We start from the raw sequence: 16,035 nt of genomic DNA, 5'->3' as shown, positions 1-16,035 counted from the left end.
CATGGCCAGCACCAGTGAGATCCGCCGGCGCATCGGAGGCGTACGGCAGACCCAGAAGATCACCCACGCCATGTATCTGATCTCCCAGGCGAAGCTGCGGAAGGCCAAACAGGATCTGGACAACACACGGCCTTATTTCCAGGCATTGCAGACGGAGATCGGCCGCGTGTTCAACGCGGACAGCACCATAGAGAGCCGGTATGTGGATCCGGTGGATCCCAACGCCAAGCCCCTGCCCGGCGTGCCGGCGTGCCTGCTGATCACGGCGGACAAGGGACTGGCCGGCGCGTATAACCAGAACGCCATACGGCAGGCGCAGCAGCTGCTGACCGCCCAGGGCGACGCGGTGCTGTATGTGGTGGGCGAGTATGGCCGGCGCTGGTTCAGCCAGCGAGGGATCGCCATCGAGGAGAGCTTTCACTACACGGCGCAGAACCCTACGCTGGACCGGGCGCGGCACATCGCGGAGCTGCTGCTGGAACGGTTTGACGCGGGGAAGATCAGCGCGGTATGGGTCATCTATACCGACATGAAGAACGGCCTGGAGGCTGTGGTGCGGCAGGAGAGGATCCTGCCGATGCACCGGGAGCACTTTCACGCCGCCGCGGCGGCTGCCGCCGGGGATAAGGCGTATGAGTTCGTGCCGTCCGCAGGGGCGGTGCTGGACAACGCCGCCCGCAGCTGCCTGACCGGCTATATTTACAGCGCGCTGGTGGATAGCTTCTGCAGTGAGCAGAGCGCCCGCATGACCGCCATGAACGCGGCGGATCAGAACGCGGAGGAGCTGCTGAAGGACCTGTCCGTCCAGTACAACCGGGCGCGCCAGGCCGCCATCACCCAGGAGATCACCGAGGTCTCCGCCGGTGAGCGCGCCCAGCGCAGCAAGAAAGAAAAGGAGGGCTGACCTCAATGAAACAAGGTAGTATCACGGGCATTTCCGGCCCTGTTATCGACGTGCGCTTCCCGGAGGGGAGCCTGCCCGCCATCAATGAGGCCTTGACCGTGGAGGCGAACGGTCAGCGCTATACCATGGAGGTGGAGCAGCACCTGGAGAACAAGACCGTACGCTGCGTGATGATGGCAGGCAGCGACGGGCTTGCCCGCGGGCTGACCGTCACCGCCACAGGACACGGTATCCGGGTGCCGGTGGGTGAGAAGACGCTGGGACGTATGTTCAACGTGCTGGGCGATCCCATCGACGGCGAACCGCCGGTGGACGAGAGCGCGCCCCGGTGGGAGATCCACCGCGCCGCGCCGACCTTCGCCGAGCAGATGCCCGCCGCGGATATTCTGGAGACGGGCATCAAGGTCATCGACCTGATCGAGCCGTATCCCAAGGGCGGTAAGATCGGTCTGTTCGGCGGCGCCGGTGTGGGCAAGACCGTGCTGATCCAGGAGCTGATCCACAACGTGGCTATGGAGCACGGCGGCTACTCTATCTTCACCGGCGTGGGCGAGCGCAGCCGCGAGGGCAACGACCTGTGGGGCGAGATGCGGGAGTCCGGCGTGTCCGACAAGACAGCGCTGGTTTTCGGGCAGATGAACGAGTCCCCCGGCGTGCGTATGCGCGTGGCGCTGTCGGGCCTGACCATGGCGGAGTACTTCCGCGACCAGGAGCACAAGGACGTGCTGCTGTTTATCGACAATATTTTCCGTTTTGTCCAGGCGGGTAGCGAGGTTTCCACGCTGCTGGGACGCATGCCCTCCGCCGTGGGCTATCAGCCCACGCTGGCGGGGGAGATGGGCGCACTGCAGGAGCGCATCACGTCCACCAAGAACGGGTCTGTTACCTCTGTGCAGGCGGTGTATGTGCCCGCGGACGACCTGACCGACCCGGCGCCGGCCACCACGTTCTCCCATCTGGACGCTACCACGGTGCTGAGCCGTAAGATCGCGGAGCAGGGCATCTATCCCGCTGTGGACCCGCTGGAGTCCACCTCCCGCATTCTGGAGCCCGACATCGTGGGCGAGGAGCACTACAACATCGCCCGGGCGGTGCAGTCCACGCTGCAGAAGTACCGGGAGCTGCAGGATATCATCGCCATTCTGGGTATGGAAGAGCTCAGCGATGAGGACAAGAAGACCGTGGCGCGGGCGCGCCGTATCCAGCGGTTCCTGTCCCAGCCCTTCTATGTGGCGGAGAAGTTCAGCGGCGCACCCGGTGTATTCGTGCCGCTGCACGAGACGCTGCGGGGCTTTAAGGAGATATTGTCCGGCGCGATGGACGAGTATCCCGAGGCGGCGTTTTTCAACGCGGGCACCATTGACGACGTGAAGCGCAAGGCCGAGGAGCTGAAGAAAGGCGGTATGTGATGGCGGCCGTGTTCCAACTGGACGTGCTGGCGGCCAGCGTGCCCTTCTTTCAGGGCAAGTGCGTGTCGGCGGTCATCCCCGTGACGGACGGCGAGTACGGTGTGCTGGCCGGCCACAGCAACGCTGTGGGCGCGGTGTGCGCCGGCGAGCTGCGGTTCGAGACGGAGGACGGCGAGCACCGCCGGGCGGCGGTGGCGCCGGGGCTGTTCAAGATCGACGGGGACCGGGTGCTTCTGCTGCTGGACGCGGCGGAGTGGCCGGAGGATATCGACGTGAACCGCGCGCTCCGGGCCCGCCGGGAGGCGGAGGAGGAGCTGCGGCAGAAGCGCAGCATGGCTGAGTACCAGCTGGCCCAGGGCAACCTGGCCCGCGCCCTGAACCGACTGCGGATCAGCGGAAGAATGTAATAAAAAAGAGACCGCAAGGGCGACTCCTCATAAGGACATCTTGAAAACACCAGATTAAACCGATTGAGAGAATCTCTTGGTGTCGACCAAACGGGAATAGCCATCAACCATTTCATCGTGGTTGGTGGCTATTTCTGTTTAAAGGTATATTCATGTTGAAATCCGAACCGGAATCTTTGTAAAATTCCCTACCGCTCTTTAACCAGAAACAATGGGTAACCGCATGCCTAACCGGGAGAGCAGTTCGTTGGTAATCGTCCCACAGCATGCAGCCAGTTCCTCTGCCCGAATCACCTGACCGCCATCCCGGCCGATAATAGTCACTGTATCGCCAGGAGCGACCTCCGAAAGATCGCTGACGTCCACCAGCAACTGGTCCATGCACATCCGCCCCACCATAGGACAACGCCGGCCCTGAATCAGCACCTGGCCGCCCCGCTGAGGCAGATTCCGGGGCAGACCGTCCGCGTAGCCGATGGTGACCACCGCCAGTTTGGTTTCTTGCTCTGCCTGAAAGACCCGCCCGTACCCGGCGCTCTCTCCGGCTTGCACAGTGCGGATACTGGCCACTCTGGCCCGGAGAGACAGAACCGGCCGCAGGTCAAGGCTTCGCTGAACAGGCGCATCATCGCTTCGAACTCCATAGAGTGCGATTCCAGCCCGGACATAGTCACAGGGCTGAGCTGGGAGGTTCCAAAGTCCATAGCTGGACTGGATATGAACTTTGCCGGGATCATATCCGGCAGTTCGGAGCCAGGTCACCGTATCATAGAACAAGGTCAGCTGCTCCTGGGTGTAGGCAACATCTTCGGCTTCCAGGCTGTCCGAGACGTATAGATGAGAAAAGACACCGTCCACTACCAGGTTTGGAAGCCGGAATGCCTCCAGGATCTCCTTCCGGTTTTCCGCCAGGATGCCCAGCCGGTGCATCCCCGTGTCCAGGGCCAGATGGACATGGACACGCCGCCCTCTGGCTGCCAAGGCCCGCCCGTGGTCAATATCCGCCACCGTCTGGGTCAGATGCCATCGTGTCAAGAGCGGAGCTTCCTCCGGGGAGGTATAACCTAAGATCAAGATCGTCCCCCGGATGCCCGCCTTTCGCAGAGCAATCCCCTCGGCCAGGCAGGCCACGGCAAAGGCCCGGACGCCCGCTCGCTGTAAGGTGCGGGCGGTCACTGCCCCGCCGTGACCATAGGCCTCCGCCTTTACCACCGCCATCAGCTCTGTCCCCGGGGCCAATGTGTTCCGCAGCACCTGGGCGTTGTGCCCAAGGGCCGCCAGATCCACCTCCCGCCAGGCCCGAGCGGTGGGGCTGGGCTTCTTTTGAAGCCTCAGCAGGCAAGGGGCGGAGAGCAGCGCACTGAGCGCCAGCACCACAATAAAATGGAGAACACTGTTTTCAATGAGCATTTCTCCCAGTCCCAGTAGTTTTGCCGCTCCCCGGACCAGTACGATGCAGAGGGGATGGAGCACATACATGGCTGTGGAAAATTCCCGGACTTTCCTGGACTCGCCCTTGTTTCCGCCCAGCAGCAGAGAAAAAAGGCATACTATGCACAGGGGGAGGGCGAGGTACATGCTGTCGTGGCGCTGGACATCCATGCGATGGAGCCACAGCCCCTCGGCGCTCATGGCTGCCAGAGAGAGGAAGAAGCCCGCCAGAGACAGCTTTTGGTTCCACCGCCTTCCGGCGGCCCCAAGCAGAAGGAACAGTGGCGCGAAGAACAGGCCATTGCGGGTATAGCCGCACAGTGTAAAAATGCCGTTGTAAAGGGTCCGAAGCAGCGGGATCTGGGAAACCAGTCCATAGTAACTGTCCCCGCCCAGACCGATGAGATAGAGTAGCGCCGCCACAGGCAGAGCCACCCGCAGGCCCAGCCGGCTGAGCCACCGGGCGATGACGATGCCCAGAATGGTCGCCGGGAAATACCACAGGTGGTAGAAGGTGCCGTCCACCAGCAGTTTCCGCAAAACATCCGCCGGACCGGTGAAGCTGCCGGCATAGAGATTCACTGGCAGATACAAAAGGATGCAGACGCCGTAGAGCAGGCAGAGCTTTTTCAGCTGCCGCCCCACACCAGCCCAGTGATTCCGGCTCAGAAAGTACCCAGTGGTCATCAGAAAGAATGGGACTGCCACCCGGGCCAGTACCCGGGTAAGCCAGAAATCAGCCATGGCAGACACATCCGCCAGGGGCGAGGTGTGGTTCATCACCACCAGCAGGACTGCCGCCAGACGAAAGAGGTCCAAAGTCGGGACGGTTTTCTTAGCCGTTCTCATGGGTATCCCCCCACCATGTCAGGATAAATCCCTCCACATTGTCGCCGGATATCTGGCAGCAGCCCTCCGGCACTTCCACCTCTGTGACGGCTCCGGCGGCGGGCACATAGAACACCTGGGCCATGCGGCCGTTTTCCAGAGCGACGCTCCGGGGACCTTGCCGCAAAAAGTCCCGGTACTCCTCCAGACACAGCCCGTTGGTTTCCATCAGCTGGGCGTGGGGCGCCCCCACATAGCGGAAGTGCCACGGCTCAGCCGAGATCCCGGTGACTTCCTCCTTGCCCCGCTGGTAGCGTTCGATAAAGCCGTACCGGGCCGCCAGACGCCTAAATCTTCCGCAGACGCCGTCATAGGGAAAGGCAGGCCGGATGAAGTCGATGTATCCGGCAGCCTTTCCCAGGTCGATGGCGAGGCCGGTCTGATGCTCACTGCATCCTGGAAGGGCCACATACTGGCGGGTAAATGTCTCCCCATGCTCCGCCATGGAGTCGTCCCAGATCCGCTGCTGTTCCTGCTGGCTCCGCCAGCCGGACACCGGCACGATCTCCCGCTGTCCCCCCGCCTTTTGGATACAGGCAGACAGTAGCTGCCGTGCCCGGCTTTCAAGAAGAATGTCGGGGTGGTGCGGGTCCACCGAGGTCAGCGCAGATCGCTCTTTTTCATGCAGGGGATGCGACCGGTTGACCAGGACCAGCGGCCCCTGAAAAATCTGCTCCCGGGGAATCGACACGGTTCTCATCCCGCCACCCCCAACTCGATCAGGCGGGTCACCAGCTCCCCAAAGGAAATGCCGATGCCCTGCATCATGCTGGGGTAGCGGCTGTGAGCGGTGAAGCCGGGGATGGTGTTGACCTCATTGAAGACGATCTCCCCATCCGGGGTGAGGAACAGATCCACCCGGGCGAATACCCGGCAGTCCAGGGCACGGTAAATGGTTTTTGCCGCTGCCTGGATCTCTGCCGCCTTCTCCGGCGGGATGCGGGCGGGACAGTGGATGGCGGAGGTCTTTAAGGTGTACTTCTCCTCATAGTTGAAAAAGCCCTCCGACAGCGCAATCTCGTCCACCAGACCCACGGTCAGTTCCTCGTTGCCCATGACCGCGCAGCCCACCTCAAAGCCGGGGATCGTCTCCTCCAGGATCACGGCGCTGTCGTGGCGGAATGCCTCCTCCATGGCGGCGGGCAGCTCTTCCGGCCCGGAGACTTTGGTGATACCGAAGGAGGAACCGGCCCGGACCGGCTTGACAAACACCGGGTATCCCAGTTCCTCCGCTGCCTGGGCGATCCGGCTGAAATCATCGCTGGAATGAAAGACGTGGCTCCGGGGGACCCGGATGCCGGCCAGGGCCGCCAGCTGGTGGGCCCGGTCCTTGTCCATGCACAAGGCGCTGGACAATGTCCCGCAGCCGATGACCGGGACCCCGGCCAGTTCAAAGAGTCCCTGTACCGTACCGTCCTCGCCGTTCTTGCCGTGGAGGACTGGGAATACCGCGTCAAAGAGGAGACGGCGGCCGGAGCCGTCCAGCAGTAGTAAAGCGTGGGCCTCCCGTTCCACCAGTGGGGTGCAGGGGATACAGTCTGCCGCCTGCTGCCAAGTACCGTCCTCCAGCCGGGAGAGGTCGCCGGTATAGCAGAGCCACTGCCCCTCCCGTGTGATGCCCACAGCCAAAGGAGTATAGCGGGCGGGGTCCATGTGGGACAGCACCGCATAGGCGGAATGGAGAGAAACTTCGTACTCCGTGGAGCATCCGCCGAAGAGAACGAGAATGGTTTTCATGGGATAAGACCTCCTAATCAAAATAAAGCGCCTGGTTCTGATACTGAAATGGTACCAGAACCAGGCGTTTCATACTTGTCTATCTACCAACGGATGCCTTGCAAGTTTTCTGCGAAATTCTTGTGATTTTCTTACGGCGCTTCTGAATGGTCTGACGGAAGACAGATGGTGAAGGTGATCCGATCCTCAGTGCTGTCCGCCCGAATGGTCCCGCCGTGGAGCTCCACGATCTCCTTGGCGATGGCTAAGCCAAGGCCCGCACCACCTGTCCGGGTGGCGCGGGAGCTGTCCAGGCGGAAGAACTGTTCAAAGATCCGGTCCAATTTCTCCTGGGGGATGTTCTTTCCCGCATTGGAGAAGGTGAGTACGATTTTCCCGGCCTCTATCCGTCCGGCAATTTCCACCGTGCTGTCCGGCAGGCTATAATAAGACGCGTTGCGCAGGAGATTATCAAAGACCCTTGCCAGCTTATCCGGGTCACAGGAATAGTGCAGCTTGGGCGGCAGATCCAGGCTGCATGACAGCCCCGATTCTGCGAAAATGGGGCGGAATTCGCTGGCGACCTGCTCCAGCATCCGCGTCAGGTCCACGCTCTGCCGCTCCAGCTCCAGGCGAGAGAGGTTGAAGCGGGTGATGTCGAAGAACTCGTTGATGAGGTCCTCCAGCCGCTCCGCCTTCTCCAGGGCGATGCCGGTGTACCTGGCCCGGATCTCCGGGGAGATCTGAGGCTCATCCCGCAGGAGGGTCAGGTAGCCGATGACGCTGGTCAGGGGCGTTTTCAGGTCGTGGGCCAGATAGACGATTAGGTCGTTTTTCCGCTGTTCTGCCTCCCGGGCTGCCCGGGCGTCCCGGAGAGCCTGCTCCCGGGCCAGATTCAGCTGGATGGAGATGTCCTCCAGGGAATCCGGCAGCTGGATGGGCTCCTCACTGGGGCGGGATAATTGCTCTGCCGCATTGGCCACCACGTCCAGCTGCTTGATGGGCTTGGAGATAAAATAGAAGCTGATGACCACCCAGCCCGCCAGCACTGTGACGATGCAGACCAGAACGATGTAGTCTCGAACCCAATTCAGGAAGTCGTAGAGCGGCGAGGGCTGCCAGGTGATGCTGGCGCAGATGATGAAGCCCAGAAATGCCAAGGCCATCACTGCGACCACCCAAGCCATGAGGACCAGCAGGTAGCCGCCCCAGATGCGCAAAGATCTCCGGCGGCTGCGGGTATTTCCTTTCTTACTCAATGGTGTACCCCACCCCCCAAACGGTCTTGATGAATTTGGGCTTTCGGCTGGGCTCGTGCATCTTTTCCCGTAGCCGGGCGATGTGACTCATGACGGTGTTGTTGCTGTCCATAAACGCCTCGCCCCAAACATGTTCAAACAGTTCCTCGCTGGACACCACATTCCCCCGGTGCTCACATAGATACCAGAGAATGGAGAATTCCAAGGGCGTCAGGGCCAGTTCCTCGCTGAACAGGACGCACTTGTGAGTGGCCTTGGAGATCTGAAGGCCTCGGAAGTCGTATTCGGTGACCTCCTGGACTGTCCCCTCCCTGGGGTTGTACCGGGTGTAGCGGCGCAGCTGAGTCTTGACCCGGGCCACCAGTTCCAGAGGATTGAAGGGCTTGGTGATGTAGTCGTCCGCTCCCAAGGTCAGCCCCATGATCTTGTCCATATCCTCCACCTTTGCGGTGAGCATGATGATGGGGAACAGGTGGTCCTCCCGGATGCGCTGGCAGAGGGTAAAGCCGTCCATGTCCGGCAGCATCACATCCAGCACCGCCAGATTCAAGCGTGTCGTCCGCACACAAGCCAGGGCGTCGGAGGCATTATAGAATTTGTGGATGGTGAAGCCTTCGTTTTTCAGATAGACCTCCACCAGATCTGCGATCGCAGTCTCGTCATCGACGACTAAAATATGTGTAGCCATAGTTGCCGGCCTTTCGTGTTTTTCTGCATTATAGCACGGAACGTATAAAAAAGCGAGTATGACTCTTGATTTTTCCTAAACATGTCCTAAAGGGGACTGTTGCGGTCTCCTGTCTGCGCAAAATTCTCACCAGACTGTATCGAAACTACGATCTTCCAGACTCCTGATTTCGTAGGGTCGAAGTCGTGAAGCTGCGCCGCAGTGCTCTGTCATCCTTCGCTGGCAGGATCGGTCTGCGTATCATACGATGAACATTCCTCCAGATCTGCAGCCTGCTACCCGGATAGGCTTTTTTCAGCTTTGTGACAGCACGCTCCTTTGCCTTTTCCACGGCGGACTCCTTCATCATGTGGTACATGCCGATTTCCTTCAGCGAAGTTTTTTCAAATCCGAATACGCCGTAGAATTTTCCGAGGATGTCCCTGTCCTTCTTCGGGAGAGCATCAAATAGTTCCTGCAGCAGCTCAATGCAGACTTTTCGATACACGACCTGCTCCGCAGAAACAGAGAGATTCCCAGGCATCAGCCGCTCAAAGGGATCACCGTCATAGCTCCCAGGGATAAGATCATTGACACCAACAAAATGGGTGTTGTAACGGATGTGCTTGACAGCCTGTTCCAGAAGGACATCCATTTTCTCCGCGATCTCTTCGATGCTGAACTGACCTGAATGATATAGCCTTTGTGCCTGCCGGACAGCATCCATCTCGTGCTTGCTCAGAGAAAGATTTCCGATATGTTGCTCCAGCCAACGGGTCATCCGGCCTTTCAGATGTGGGTACAGGTAGGTGGCAAGCACAGCACGGCTCTTATCGTATTCTCTGCTCTGGACCCGTGTCAGAAATTCCAACGCACCCTCGCCGCAAAGATCCTCCAGAATCGTTTTCGTATAGCCGGACAACTCTCCCGGTCTTTCCCTGTCCATATGCAGACAGTTGAACTCTCTGGCAGTCTCCCGGGCGATGCGCCGGATCAGCCCGAGATTCCTGCGGTACAACTCCTCCAGCGCGCGCTCATCACCGCCGTAATATCGGCGGACCAATTCCTCATTGGTCATGGGTCCCACCCGCCTTTGCTTTCGGTGGACGCCCTCGGGGCTTGCTCACTCTGGTGATGCGGCAATAAAGGCACGGATGTCGTGAAGATACATCATGTAGCGGTCGATGTATTTCTTGTAGGCACTCCAGGTATCTTCGCACGCTCCCAGGAGGCGAAACATCTCGTAATAAAACAACTCGCCCTTTTCCTCGCTGCCCTCTCTGCGACGAAACAGATCCAGCAGTCCCAAGGAGATTTCAGGATCGCTGTCCCCATCATCGCTCTGGAAGAATTCTTCCGCTGAGGCGCTGAGAAGTTTTGTCTGATCATCCTCTGAAAGGCTGTGCTCCTCGGGAGGAAACAAGCTGAACTGTCCTGTGATCTCCCGTATCACCGAAAAGAAAGCGTCATAGCAATCGTCCGGTAGCAAGCGGAACACAGTATAGCGGCGAAGTTCCTGACAGAACTGCTCCATCTCATCATTCAGTTTCCACCAAAGTTCACTCTTGCGGACTTACTCGTAGATGTCCATAAGGGTACGGATGCGCACCATCCGTTCGTGCAGGGGGTGGTAGTCATCCGGTGATAGATTCAGCAGATCTTCGGTCAGCCTGCCTGCCTCAAACTGCTGCCCGTTCAGCTCCAAGGTGCTGCCGTAGGTATAGAATATGATGCTCCCCTCCATTTCCGCTGGCCCCCTCCTCTGCAATAATTTGTCCTACTTGATTTTTAATCTGTCCATGCTTTTTATCAGGATACCATCTTTTCCACCACAATACGAGCAGAGGGGCAAGGGGATGCTCAAAAGTCCTGTGGGCACTGCTCCTCTAAAAGAATACTACTCCCACTTCTTTCGAGGTGGGAGATTTTTGTATTCAGATATTTTGAATTGGAGGTACTGACTATGAGCAACAAAATGGACCGTCCTCTGGTCACGGTGGACGGTAGGACGCTGATGGACCGTCCGCTGGAGCCGCCCAATTTTGTGGTGGACACGCTGATCTCTCAGGGTCTGCATATCCTGGCGGGTTCACCCAAGGTGGGCAAGTCCTGGCTGGCCCTGTGGCTGGCGGTGACGGTGGCCAAGGGAGAACCGGTCTGGGGAATGAGCGTGAAGCAGGGCACCACCCTCTATCTCTGCCTGGAGGACTCCGTCCTTCGCATCCAGAACCGCCTCTTCGAGATCACAGAGGACGCGCCGGACAGCGTCCATTTCTGTACGGAGTGCGCTCCCATCGGTCAGGGGCTGGAGGAGCAGGTGGAGGGCTTCCTCGTAGCTCACCCGGATACTGTTCTGGTCCTCGTCGATACGCTGCAGATGGTCCGCCCCGTCCACGATGCCACCTACGCCAATGACTACCGGGACCTGTCCGTGCTGAAGTGGCTGGCGGACAAGCACGGCATCGCCATCCTGCTGATCCATCATCTGCGAAAGGAAACTGCCGATGATGTGTTCAACCGTATCTCCGGTACGACAGCCATCAGCGGGGCGGTGGATTCCAGTTTTACTCTGGTGGAAGATCGGCGCGGCAGCGGTAAGGCGAAGCTCTCCTGCATCGGTCGTGACATTGAATACCGGGAGTTGTCTCTGGAACGCAACGTTGAAAACGTGTGGGAGATGGTAGCAGACAGCAGAACGCAGCCGGAGCTACTGGGCGACCGGATCACCTATCTGGTCTCTGAACTGATGCGCGACCGTACGAAATTTATCGGCACTCCCACAGAGCTGTCTGAAAAAATCGACCCTGTCGGTATGGAGCGTATCTCGCCTAAGAAAGTGTCCCGCCTGATCCTGCAAAGCCTTGACGCGCTAAGCAAAATCGGAATTTTCGGTATGGTGCGCCGCAGCAACGGGAAGCGGCTCATCGAGCTGCGCCGTGCCGAAAGTGACGATGCCCAGGGTGTACCTGTGGTCGCCCCTGTTGACCCTGTTGGGGCGCTGTGCGGCGATTTGCGGGAGATTGCCGGGCATGGCGAGTAAACACCCGCAGGGAAAAAGAAACGCCGTTTGTGGCCATTTGTGGCCGAAAGCGGAGCGCGGGTGTTCGGTGCAGGGAAATCACCTCCTTGGAGGTGGCCAGCATCGCGTTTGTCTGGTCTGCGGCAACGCCGCTGCCCGACTTCCGCATGAATTCCGGGCAGAAGCCCGGGCCCACTTTATCTACGATTTGGAGGAAACGACATGAAAAAAGATGTTAAATTCAGCACCCGCATGGCGTCCACAGACCGGGAGGCCATCAAGGAGTTGGCGAAGCAGTCCGGGATGTCCATGAGCGACTACGTCACTGCCTGCTGCCTGGGAAAGCAGGTGGTGGTCATCGACGGCCTGAAAGAAGTGCTGAAGGAGCTGAAGTCCATCGGCAGAAATCTGAACCAGCTCGTCACCCTGGCGCACATGGGACGAGTGACCGTGATCGATCTGGAAAGCGTATGTCGGGCGTTCTCTGAACTCTGTGGTGCCGTTCGGATGATCCTTGAACGAAAGCGCTGGTAAGCTATGGCTATCATCAGCTTCACAAACTACAAGCGGGGCCAGACCACCGGATGCATGAGCGCCGTGATGCGGTATACCATGCAGGATAAAAAGACCGAGTTCGAGGGGCAGCAGTTGGTCACAGGTATCAACTGTCAGCCGGAATCTGTCTACGCGGATTTCATGACCACCAAGCGGCTCTACCACAAGACGGACGGTGTACTGTTCTATCACATGGTACAGAGCTTCCCGAAAGGCGAAGCAGTCGACCCGGTCACCGCTCACGCGGCCGCGCTGAAGCTGGCCGAGTACTATGAGGGATACGAAGTTCTGGTCTGCACCCACACAGACCGTGAGCACATCCATTCCCACTTCCTCATCAACTCGGTCAATTTCGATACCGGACGGAAACTGCATATCGCAAAGGAGCAGCTCCAGGAACTGCGGCAACGCAACGACATGGTCTGCAAGGAGTTTTCACTTCCTGTATTTCAACCCAGGGAACAAAAGCAGAAAACAAAGACTATGACCATCGGAGAGTATCACACGGCGGCCCGTGGTCAGAGCAAGAAGCTGCAGCTCATGAATATCATCAATGACTGTATGCGCCACGCTTCCAACCGCGAGGAGTTCATTGCGCTGATGGAGAGCGAGGGCTACAAGGTTCGCTGGGAAAAGTCCCGAAAGAATATCACCTATACCACGCCGAGTGGCTGGCAGTGTCGGGACCGTTTGCTGTTCGGTGACAAATATCTAAAGGAGAACATGGAATATGAATTCAGGATCAGAGAAGAAATTATCTATGGACGAGCTCATGGCCCTGAACCGGCCCGAGCCTTCACCGCAGCCGACAGCGCAGGAGTCGAGTTCACCGATCACGCCCATTGTCATCCAGTGTCCGTTGCCGGAGGCTCTGACGATGCTGACACAGAAGACAGAATCCATCGGGTGGGAAGTGCGTGGAATGCGGGAGTATATTCCGAACCTGAGATCACACACAGACCTGACAGCGGTGCAGAACAGCATGGCGGAGATCCAGAAATCGTTGACGGAGATGACCACTCTGCTGGAACAGGCTGGGAAGAAGAAAGAAAAGCATTCCTGCAAATGGCTGGACTGGCTTCCGGACTTCGACCTGATCGTAGTGGCCAAATGGATCGTACTGGTACTGCTCATCGTGGCGGCACTGCTGGGGATGGGGTATGGCACAGCGACAGTGGTCAGCAACATCCGCAACCTGTTTCTATGAAGCCGCTCCACGCTGGACTGTATGGTCTGGCGGTAACTGGAGCGTTACTGGATGATGGTAACGAAGATGTCGAGGAACGTTACCGCCGTATCCAGGCAGAACAGGAAGCCAAAAATATCGGCGCTGTCATCGGACTGGTGGCCGGCGTAGCCATGGTGCTCACACAGGATGAGCAATCATCTACAGAACAGCAGTGGACCGAAGATCAGCAGGCAGAACAAACACAGCAGCAGACCATGTAACGGTCTGCTATTTTTGTTGCCTGACTGTAGCGTCAGGGGAAAGGAACGATATGGCGTATAAATTCAAATACAATGAGCGTCCCCGCTCCTACAGTGAAGAAAAGCATGGAGATGAGGATATTCCCTCTGCCAAGGCAGTGCGGGATACCGCAGTGGAAGAAAGGGACGGCAAGATTATAAAAAGCCGCCGACAGCATGTATGCGGCAGAGAGTACATTGTGTTCGCGGAATTCAGTTTCGGAGGAACGCAATCTACGGTCGATCTTATGAAACAGGTCATCGACCTGGAGCAGGACGCAAAAAATATTTCCGCCTGAAAAACAGGTTCGCATAGACAAACAAACCGATTGAGGGTATTGTATGGTTGCAATCTCTCAATCGGTTTGGCGTTTTATGAAGGAGGTCAATATGTTACAGCCAAACCAAAAGATCACGGCGCTCTATTGCCGTCTGTCCCGAGATGATAATCTGGAGGGCGACTCCAACAGTATCCAGAACCAAAAACTTATCCTGCAAAAGTACGCCGATGAGAATGGGTTCCAGAACACCAGATTTTATGTGGACGATGGCTATTCCGGCGCGAATTTTGCTGGGGTTAGATAGCGATACTTTTTACATCTACCATGTTGCGGCGGTCATGGTTGACAACTTGCGTCGGCTCCTGCTCGGTATCAACCTGTCCGACAAAGCTATAATGGATTTCGATTTTCCGGGTGTTGGTTTCCCGGTCTAATTCATGTATCAAAATACGGTCGATAAACTCATGGACGTTTTCATAGGTCAATTCCTGTATGTCGCTGTATTTCCCGACAATCTGAATAAACCTTGATATATCCCTTTTTCGCTCGGTAACGGTTGCGATCTGCTGTTGTAACTCGTCTATCCTTGCGGCAAGGGATTTCTTTTCGTCCTCATAGCCGGAAGTTAGAAACACAAACCGTTCATCTGTCAGTCTGCCTAATGCGTTGTCCTCATACAGCTTGCGGAAAAGCGTGTCAAGTTCGGTCATACGCGCCTGTGCTTTGAAAAGTTCCTTTTGCTGCTGCGCTAATGCCTTTCTCGCTTCCATGTCGCCGTACTCGGTAGCTTTACAGATAAAGTCCTGTTCGTGTTCCTTAACATACCGCAAAACCCGCCGCATATCTTCCAGCACTAAATCAAGAAGTACGTTTTTGCGGATATAATGAGAGGTACACTCGCTGCCTGTCCTTGCCCTGTTGCGCCATGCGCCGCAAGAATAGGAAAACTTGCGCGGCTCGATATTTACGCCCTGTTGGTAATACATCTTATGTCTGCAACCAGCGCAAAACAGCAAGCCGGAAAAAATATCAATCTCCGCTGCTTTTGTCGGGCGGTGGCGGGTAGCAATCCGCTTTTGCGCAAGTTCAAAGGTTTCCTCGTCAACAAGCGGCTCATGGGTGTTTGGGAAGAAATAGCGTTGTTCTTCTTCGTTCTTCCGGGTCTTTTTCGACTTGTAGGATACCTTGTGAGTTTTCGCGGTTATGGTATGCCCTAAATATTCCTGCCTTGCTAATATGTCATAGAGCGTTTTGTCCGGCCAAGTATAGGGGGCGATCATTGCCCGCTGATACCGCGCCTGTCCTGTACGCTGATAGCGCAACGCTCCAATCGTCAAGACTTTGTTTTCCGCAAGCCATTTTTGGATTTCGCACATACGCACGCCGCTAACAAACATAGCGAAAACCTGTTTGACAATCGGCGCGGTTTCCGGGTCGGGTATAAGGTGGTGGCGGTTGTTCGGGTCTGGGATATAGCCGTATGGATATTCCCCGTTGACGCGCTCGCCTTTTTGCGCCTGTGCCTGTTTAACTGCGCGGATTTTCTTGCTTGTGTCGCGGGCGTAAAACTCGTTAAACCAGTTCCGCAAGGGGGTAAACTCGTTATCCTCCCGCGCTGTGTCAACTCCGTCGTTGATCGCGATATAGCGTACTCCGTTTTCGGGAAATACAATCTCTATGAGTTCGCCCGTTTTCAGATAGTTTCTGCCAAGACGGGAAAGGTCTTTGGTAATGACCGTCGCCACTCGTCCGGCTTCCACTTCCTGCAACATCGCTTGCAGCCCCTCGCGCTCAAAACTCACGCCGGAAAATCCGTCGTCCACAAAAAACTTTGTGTTCAAAAAATGGTGTTCGTCCGCATAGCGTTGAAGTATCATTTTTTGGTGCTGTATGCTTCCGCTTTCTCCGGCTTGCATATCCTCTTGACTTAAACGGCAGTAAAGGGCGGTGATTTTATTCGACTGTAACATTAGTCCTCCTTTCCGACAGCCGAATAAACAGGTATAATGTGTTGCTATCATTATACCATATC

16 protein-coding genes and 1 pseudogene are annotated in these 16,035 nt (G+C 57.3%); 8 read left to right on the top strand and 9 right to left on the bottom strand.

All coding sequences use genetic code 11. The annotated features are described in order from the left end of the window. Window position 1 precedes the first annotated feature (1 nt). The 3 genes from atpG to atpC are packed head-to-tail and all read left to right on the top strand — an operon-like array spanning window position 2 to window position 2,720. Complete coding sequence (gene atpG, locus ACOMDU_RS05690) at window positions 2–904, top strand: ATP synthase F1 subunit gamma (protein WP_421129440.1); 903 nt, start codon at window positions 2–4, stop codon at window positions 902–904. A gap of 5 nt (window positions 905–909) precedes the next feature. Then, a complete protein-coding gene (gene atpD, locus ACOMDU_RS05685; protein ID WP_421129438.1) occupies window positions 910–2,313 on the top strand; it encodes a F0F1 ATP synthase subunit beta in 1,404 nt (467 codons plus the stop codon). Continuing rightward, window positions 2,313–2,720 carry an ATP synthase F1 subunit epsilon gene (atpC, locus tag ACOMDU_RS05680; protein WP_421129436.1) on the top strand — a complete coding sequence of 136 codons (408 nt, stop codon included), beginning with the start codon at window positions 2,313–2,315 and terminating at the stop codon, window positions 2,718–2,720. Before atpD ends, atpC begins: the two co-directional genes overlap by 1 nt. Before the next feature lie 198 nt (window positions 2,721–2,918). Here atpC and vanT read toward each other — a convergent pair whose 3' ends face one another. The 8 genes from vanT to ACOMDU_RS05640 all read right to left on the bottom strand — a co-directional run bounded on the left by vanT (window position 2,919) and on the right by ACOMDU_RS05640 (window position 10,425). Next, window positions 2,919–5,000, bottom strand: a complete 2,082-nt coding sequence (gene vanT / locus ACOMDU_RS05675; protein WP_421129434.1) for a serine racemase VanT catalytic subunit — start codon at window positions 4,998–5,000, stop codon at window positions 2,919–2,921. Beyond that, complete coding sequence (locus tag ACOMDU_RS05670) at window positions 4,987–5,739, bottom strand: M15 family metallopeptidase (protein WP_421129433.1); 753 nt, start codon at window positions 5,737–5,739, stop codon at window positions 4,987–4,989. The genes vanT and ACOMDU_RS05670 overlap by 14 nt, the downstream gene beginning before the upstream one ends. Continuing rightward, a complete protein-coding gene (gene vanG, locus ACOMDU_RS05665; RefSeq protein ID WP_021858468.1) occupies window positions 5,736–6,776 on the bottom strand; it encodes a D-alanine--D-serine ligase VanG in 1,041 nt (346 codons plus the stop codon). The genes ACOMDU_RS05670 and vanG overlap by 4 nt, the downstream gene beginning before the upstream one ends. Before the next feature lie 131 nt (window positions 6,777–6,907). Continuing rightward, window positions 6,908–8,014, bottom strand: a complete 1,107-nt coding sequence (locus tag ACOMDU_RS05660; protein WP_227106235.1) for a sensor histidine kinase — start codon at window positions 8,012–8,014, stop codon at window positions 6,908–6,910. Continuing rightward, window positions 8,007–8,702, bottom strand: coding sequence for a VanR-ABDEGLN family response regulator transcription factor (gene vanR / locus ACOMDU_RS05655; RefSeq protein WP_213541854.1), 696 nt, complete (start codon window positions 8,700–8,702; stop codon window positions 8,007–8,009). The genes ACOMDU_RS05660 and vanR overlap by 8 nt, the downstream gene beginning before the upstream one ends. 145 nt (window positions 8,703–8,847) lie before the next feature. Next, window positions 8,848–9,759 (bottom strand): sigma-70 family RNA polymerase sigma factor, encoded by a 912-nt coding sequence (locus ACOMDU_RS05650; protein ID WP_421129431.1) that lies wholly within the window; start codon window positions 9,757–9,759, stop codon window positions 8,848–8,850. A 45-nt stretch (window positions 9,760–9,804) separates the two neighbouring features. Next, complete coding sequence (locus tag ACOMDU_RS05645) at window positions 9,805–10,215, bottom strand: hypothetical protein (RefSeq protein WP_421129430.1); 411 nt, start codon at window positions 10,213–10,215, stop codon at window positions 9,805–9,807. A gap of 39 nt (window positions 10,216–10,254) precedes the next feature. Then, window positions 10,255–10,425, bottom strand: a complete 171-nt coding sequence (locus ACOMDU_RS05640; protein WP_421129428.1) for a hypothetical protein — start codon at window positions 10,423–10,425, stop codon at window positions 10,255–10,257. Between the two features lie 219 nt (window positions 10,426–10,644). On the opposite strand from ACOMDU_RS05640, the gene ACOMDU_RS05635 reads away from it, so the two are divergent. The 5 genes and pseudogenes from ACOMDU_RS05635 to ACOMDU_RS05615 all read left to right on the top strand — a co-directional run. Further along, window positions 10,645–11,721: an AAA family ATPase gene (locus ACOMDU_RS05635; protein ID WP_421129427.1), complete on the top strand. Its 1,077-nt coding sequence runs from the start codon at window positions 10,645–10,647 to the stop codon at window positions 11,719–11,721. A gap of 201 nt (window positions 11,722–11,922) precedes the next feature. Next, a complete protein-coding gene (locus tag ACOMDU_RS05630; protein ID WP_021858462.1) occupies window positions 11,923–12,234 on the top strand; it encodes a plasmid mobilization protein in 312 nt (103 codons plus the stop codon). Between the two features lie 3 nt (window positions 12,235–12,237). Further along, on the top strand, window positions 12,238–13,704 hold the full coding sequence (locus tag ACOMDU_RS05625) for a relaxase/mobilization nuclease domain-containing protein (protein WP_228298438.1): 1,467 nt from the start codon (window positions 12,238–12,240) through the stop codon (window positions 13,702–13,704). Window positions 13,705–13,754: 50 nt separating this feature from the next. Beyond that, window positions 13,755–14,021 (top strand): hypothetical protein, encoded by a 267-nt coding sequence (locus tag ACOMDU_RS05620; RefSeq protein ID WP_118602248.1) that lies wholly within the window; start codon window positions 13,755–13,757, stop codon window positions 14,019–14,021. A gap of 91 nt (window positions 14,022–14,112) precedes the next feature. Continuing rightward, window positions 14,113–14,292 (top strand): annotated as a pseudogene (locus ACOMDU_RS05615) (recombinase family protein); the annotation flags it as partial. Window positions 14,293–14,299: 7 nt separating this feature from the next. Here the strand turns inward: ACOMDU_RS05615 and ACOMDU_RS05610 are convergent. After that, window positions 14,300–15,973 carry a recombinase family protein gene (locus ACOMDU_RS05610; protein WP_002604471.1) on the bottom strand — a complete coding sequence of 558 codons (1,674 nt, stop codon included), beginning with the start codon at window positions 15,971–15,973 and terminating at the stop codon, window positions 14,300–14,302. Window positions 15,974–16,035 lie beyond the last annotated feature (62 nt).

It is taken from the genome of Vescimonas sanitatis (assembly GCF_049060325.1).
Classification (GTDB): Bacteria; Bacillota; Clostridia; order Oscillospirales; family Oscillospiraceae; genus Vescimonas; species Vescimonas sanitatis.
The sequence above is the reverse complement of the archived record's forward strand: the minus strand, read 5'-3'. Positions and strand labels throughout refer to the sequence as shown.

Excerpts from the sequence above, each read along its gene's own strand:
- vanT (WP_421129434.1), bottom strand. The coding sequence starts at position 5,000 with ATGAGAACGGCTAAGAAAACCGTCCCGACTTTGGACCTCTTTCGTCTG.
- vanG (WP_021858468.1), bottom strand. The coding sequence starts at position 6,776 with ATGAAAACCATTCTCGTTCTCTTCGGCGGATGCTCCACGGAGTACGAA.
- ACOMDU_RS05645 (WP_421129430.1), bottom strand. The coding sequence starts at position 10,215 with ATGGAGCAGTTCTGTCAGGAACTTCGCCGCTATACTGTGTTCCGCTTG.
- ACOMDU_RS05610 (WP_002604471.1), bottom strand. The coding sequence starts at position 15,973 with ATGTTACAGTCGAATAAAATCACCGCCCTTTACTGCCGTTTAAGTCAA.
- ACOMDU_RS05620 (WP_118602248.1), top strand. The coding sequence starts at position 13,755 with ATGGCGTATAAATTCAAATACAATGAGCGTCCCCGCTCCTACAGTGAA.
- ACOMDU_RS05635 (WP_421129427.1), top strand. The coding sequence starts at position 10,645 with ATGAGCAACAAAATGGACCGTCCTCTGGTCACGGTGGACGGTAGGACG.
- atpG (WP_421129440.1), top strand. The coding sequence starts at position 2 with ATGGCCAGCACCAGTGAGATCCGCCGGCGCATCGGAGGCGTACGGCAG.
- atpC (WP_421129436.1), top strand. The coding sequence starts at position 2,313 with ATGGCGGCCGTGTTCCAACTGGACGTGCTGGCGGCCAGCGTGCCCTTC.
- atpD (WP_421129438.1), top strand. The coding sequence starts at position 910 with ATGAAACAAGGTAGTATCACGGGCATTTCCGGCCCTGTTATCGACGTG.
- ACOMDU_RS05625 (WP_228298438.1), top strand. The coding sequence starts at position 12,238 with ATGGCTATCATCAGCTTCACAAACTACAAGCGGGGCCAGACCACCGGA.
- ACOMDU_RS05630 (WP_021858462.1), top strand. The coding sequence starts at position 11,923 with ATGAAAAAAGATGTTAAATTCAGCACCCGCATGGCGTCCACAGACCGG.
- ACOMDU_RS05670 (WP_421129433.1), bottom strand. The coding sequence starts at position 5,739 with ATGAGAACCGTGTCGATTCCCCGGGAGCAGATTTTTCAGGGGCCGCTG.
- ACOMDU_RS05650 (WP_421129431.1), bottom strand. The coding sequence starts at position 9,759 with ATGACCAATGAGGAATTGGTCCGCCGATATTACGGCGGTGATGAGCGC.
- vanR (WP_213541854.1), bottom strand. The coding sequence starts at position 8,702 with ATGGCTACACATATTTTAGTCGTCGATGACGAGACTGCGATCGCAGAT.
- ACOMDU_RS05640 (WP_421129428.1), bottom strand. The coding sequence starts at position 10,425 with ATGGAGGGGAGCATCATATTCTATACCTACGGCAGCACCTTGGAGCTG.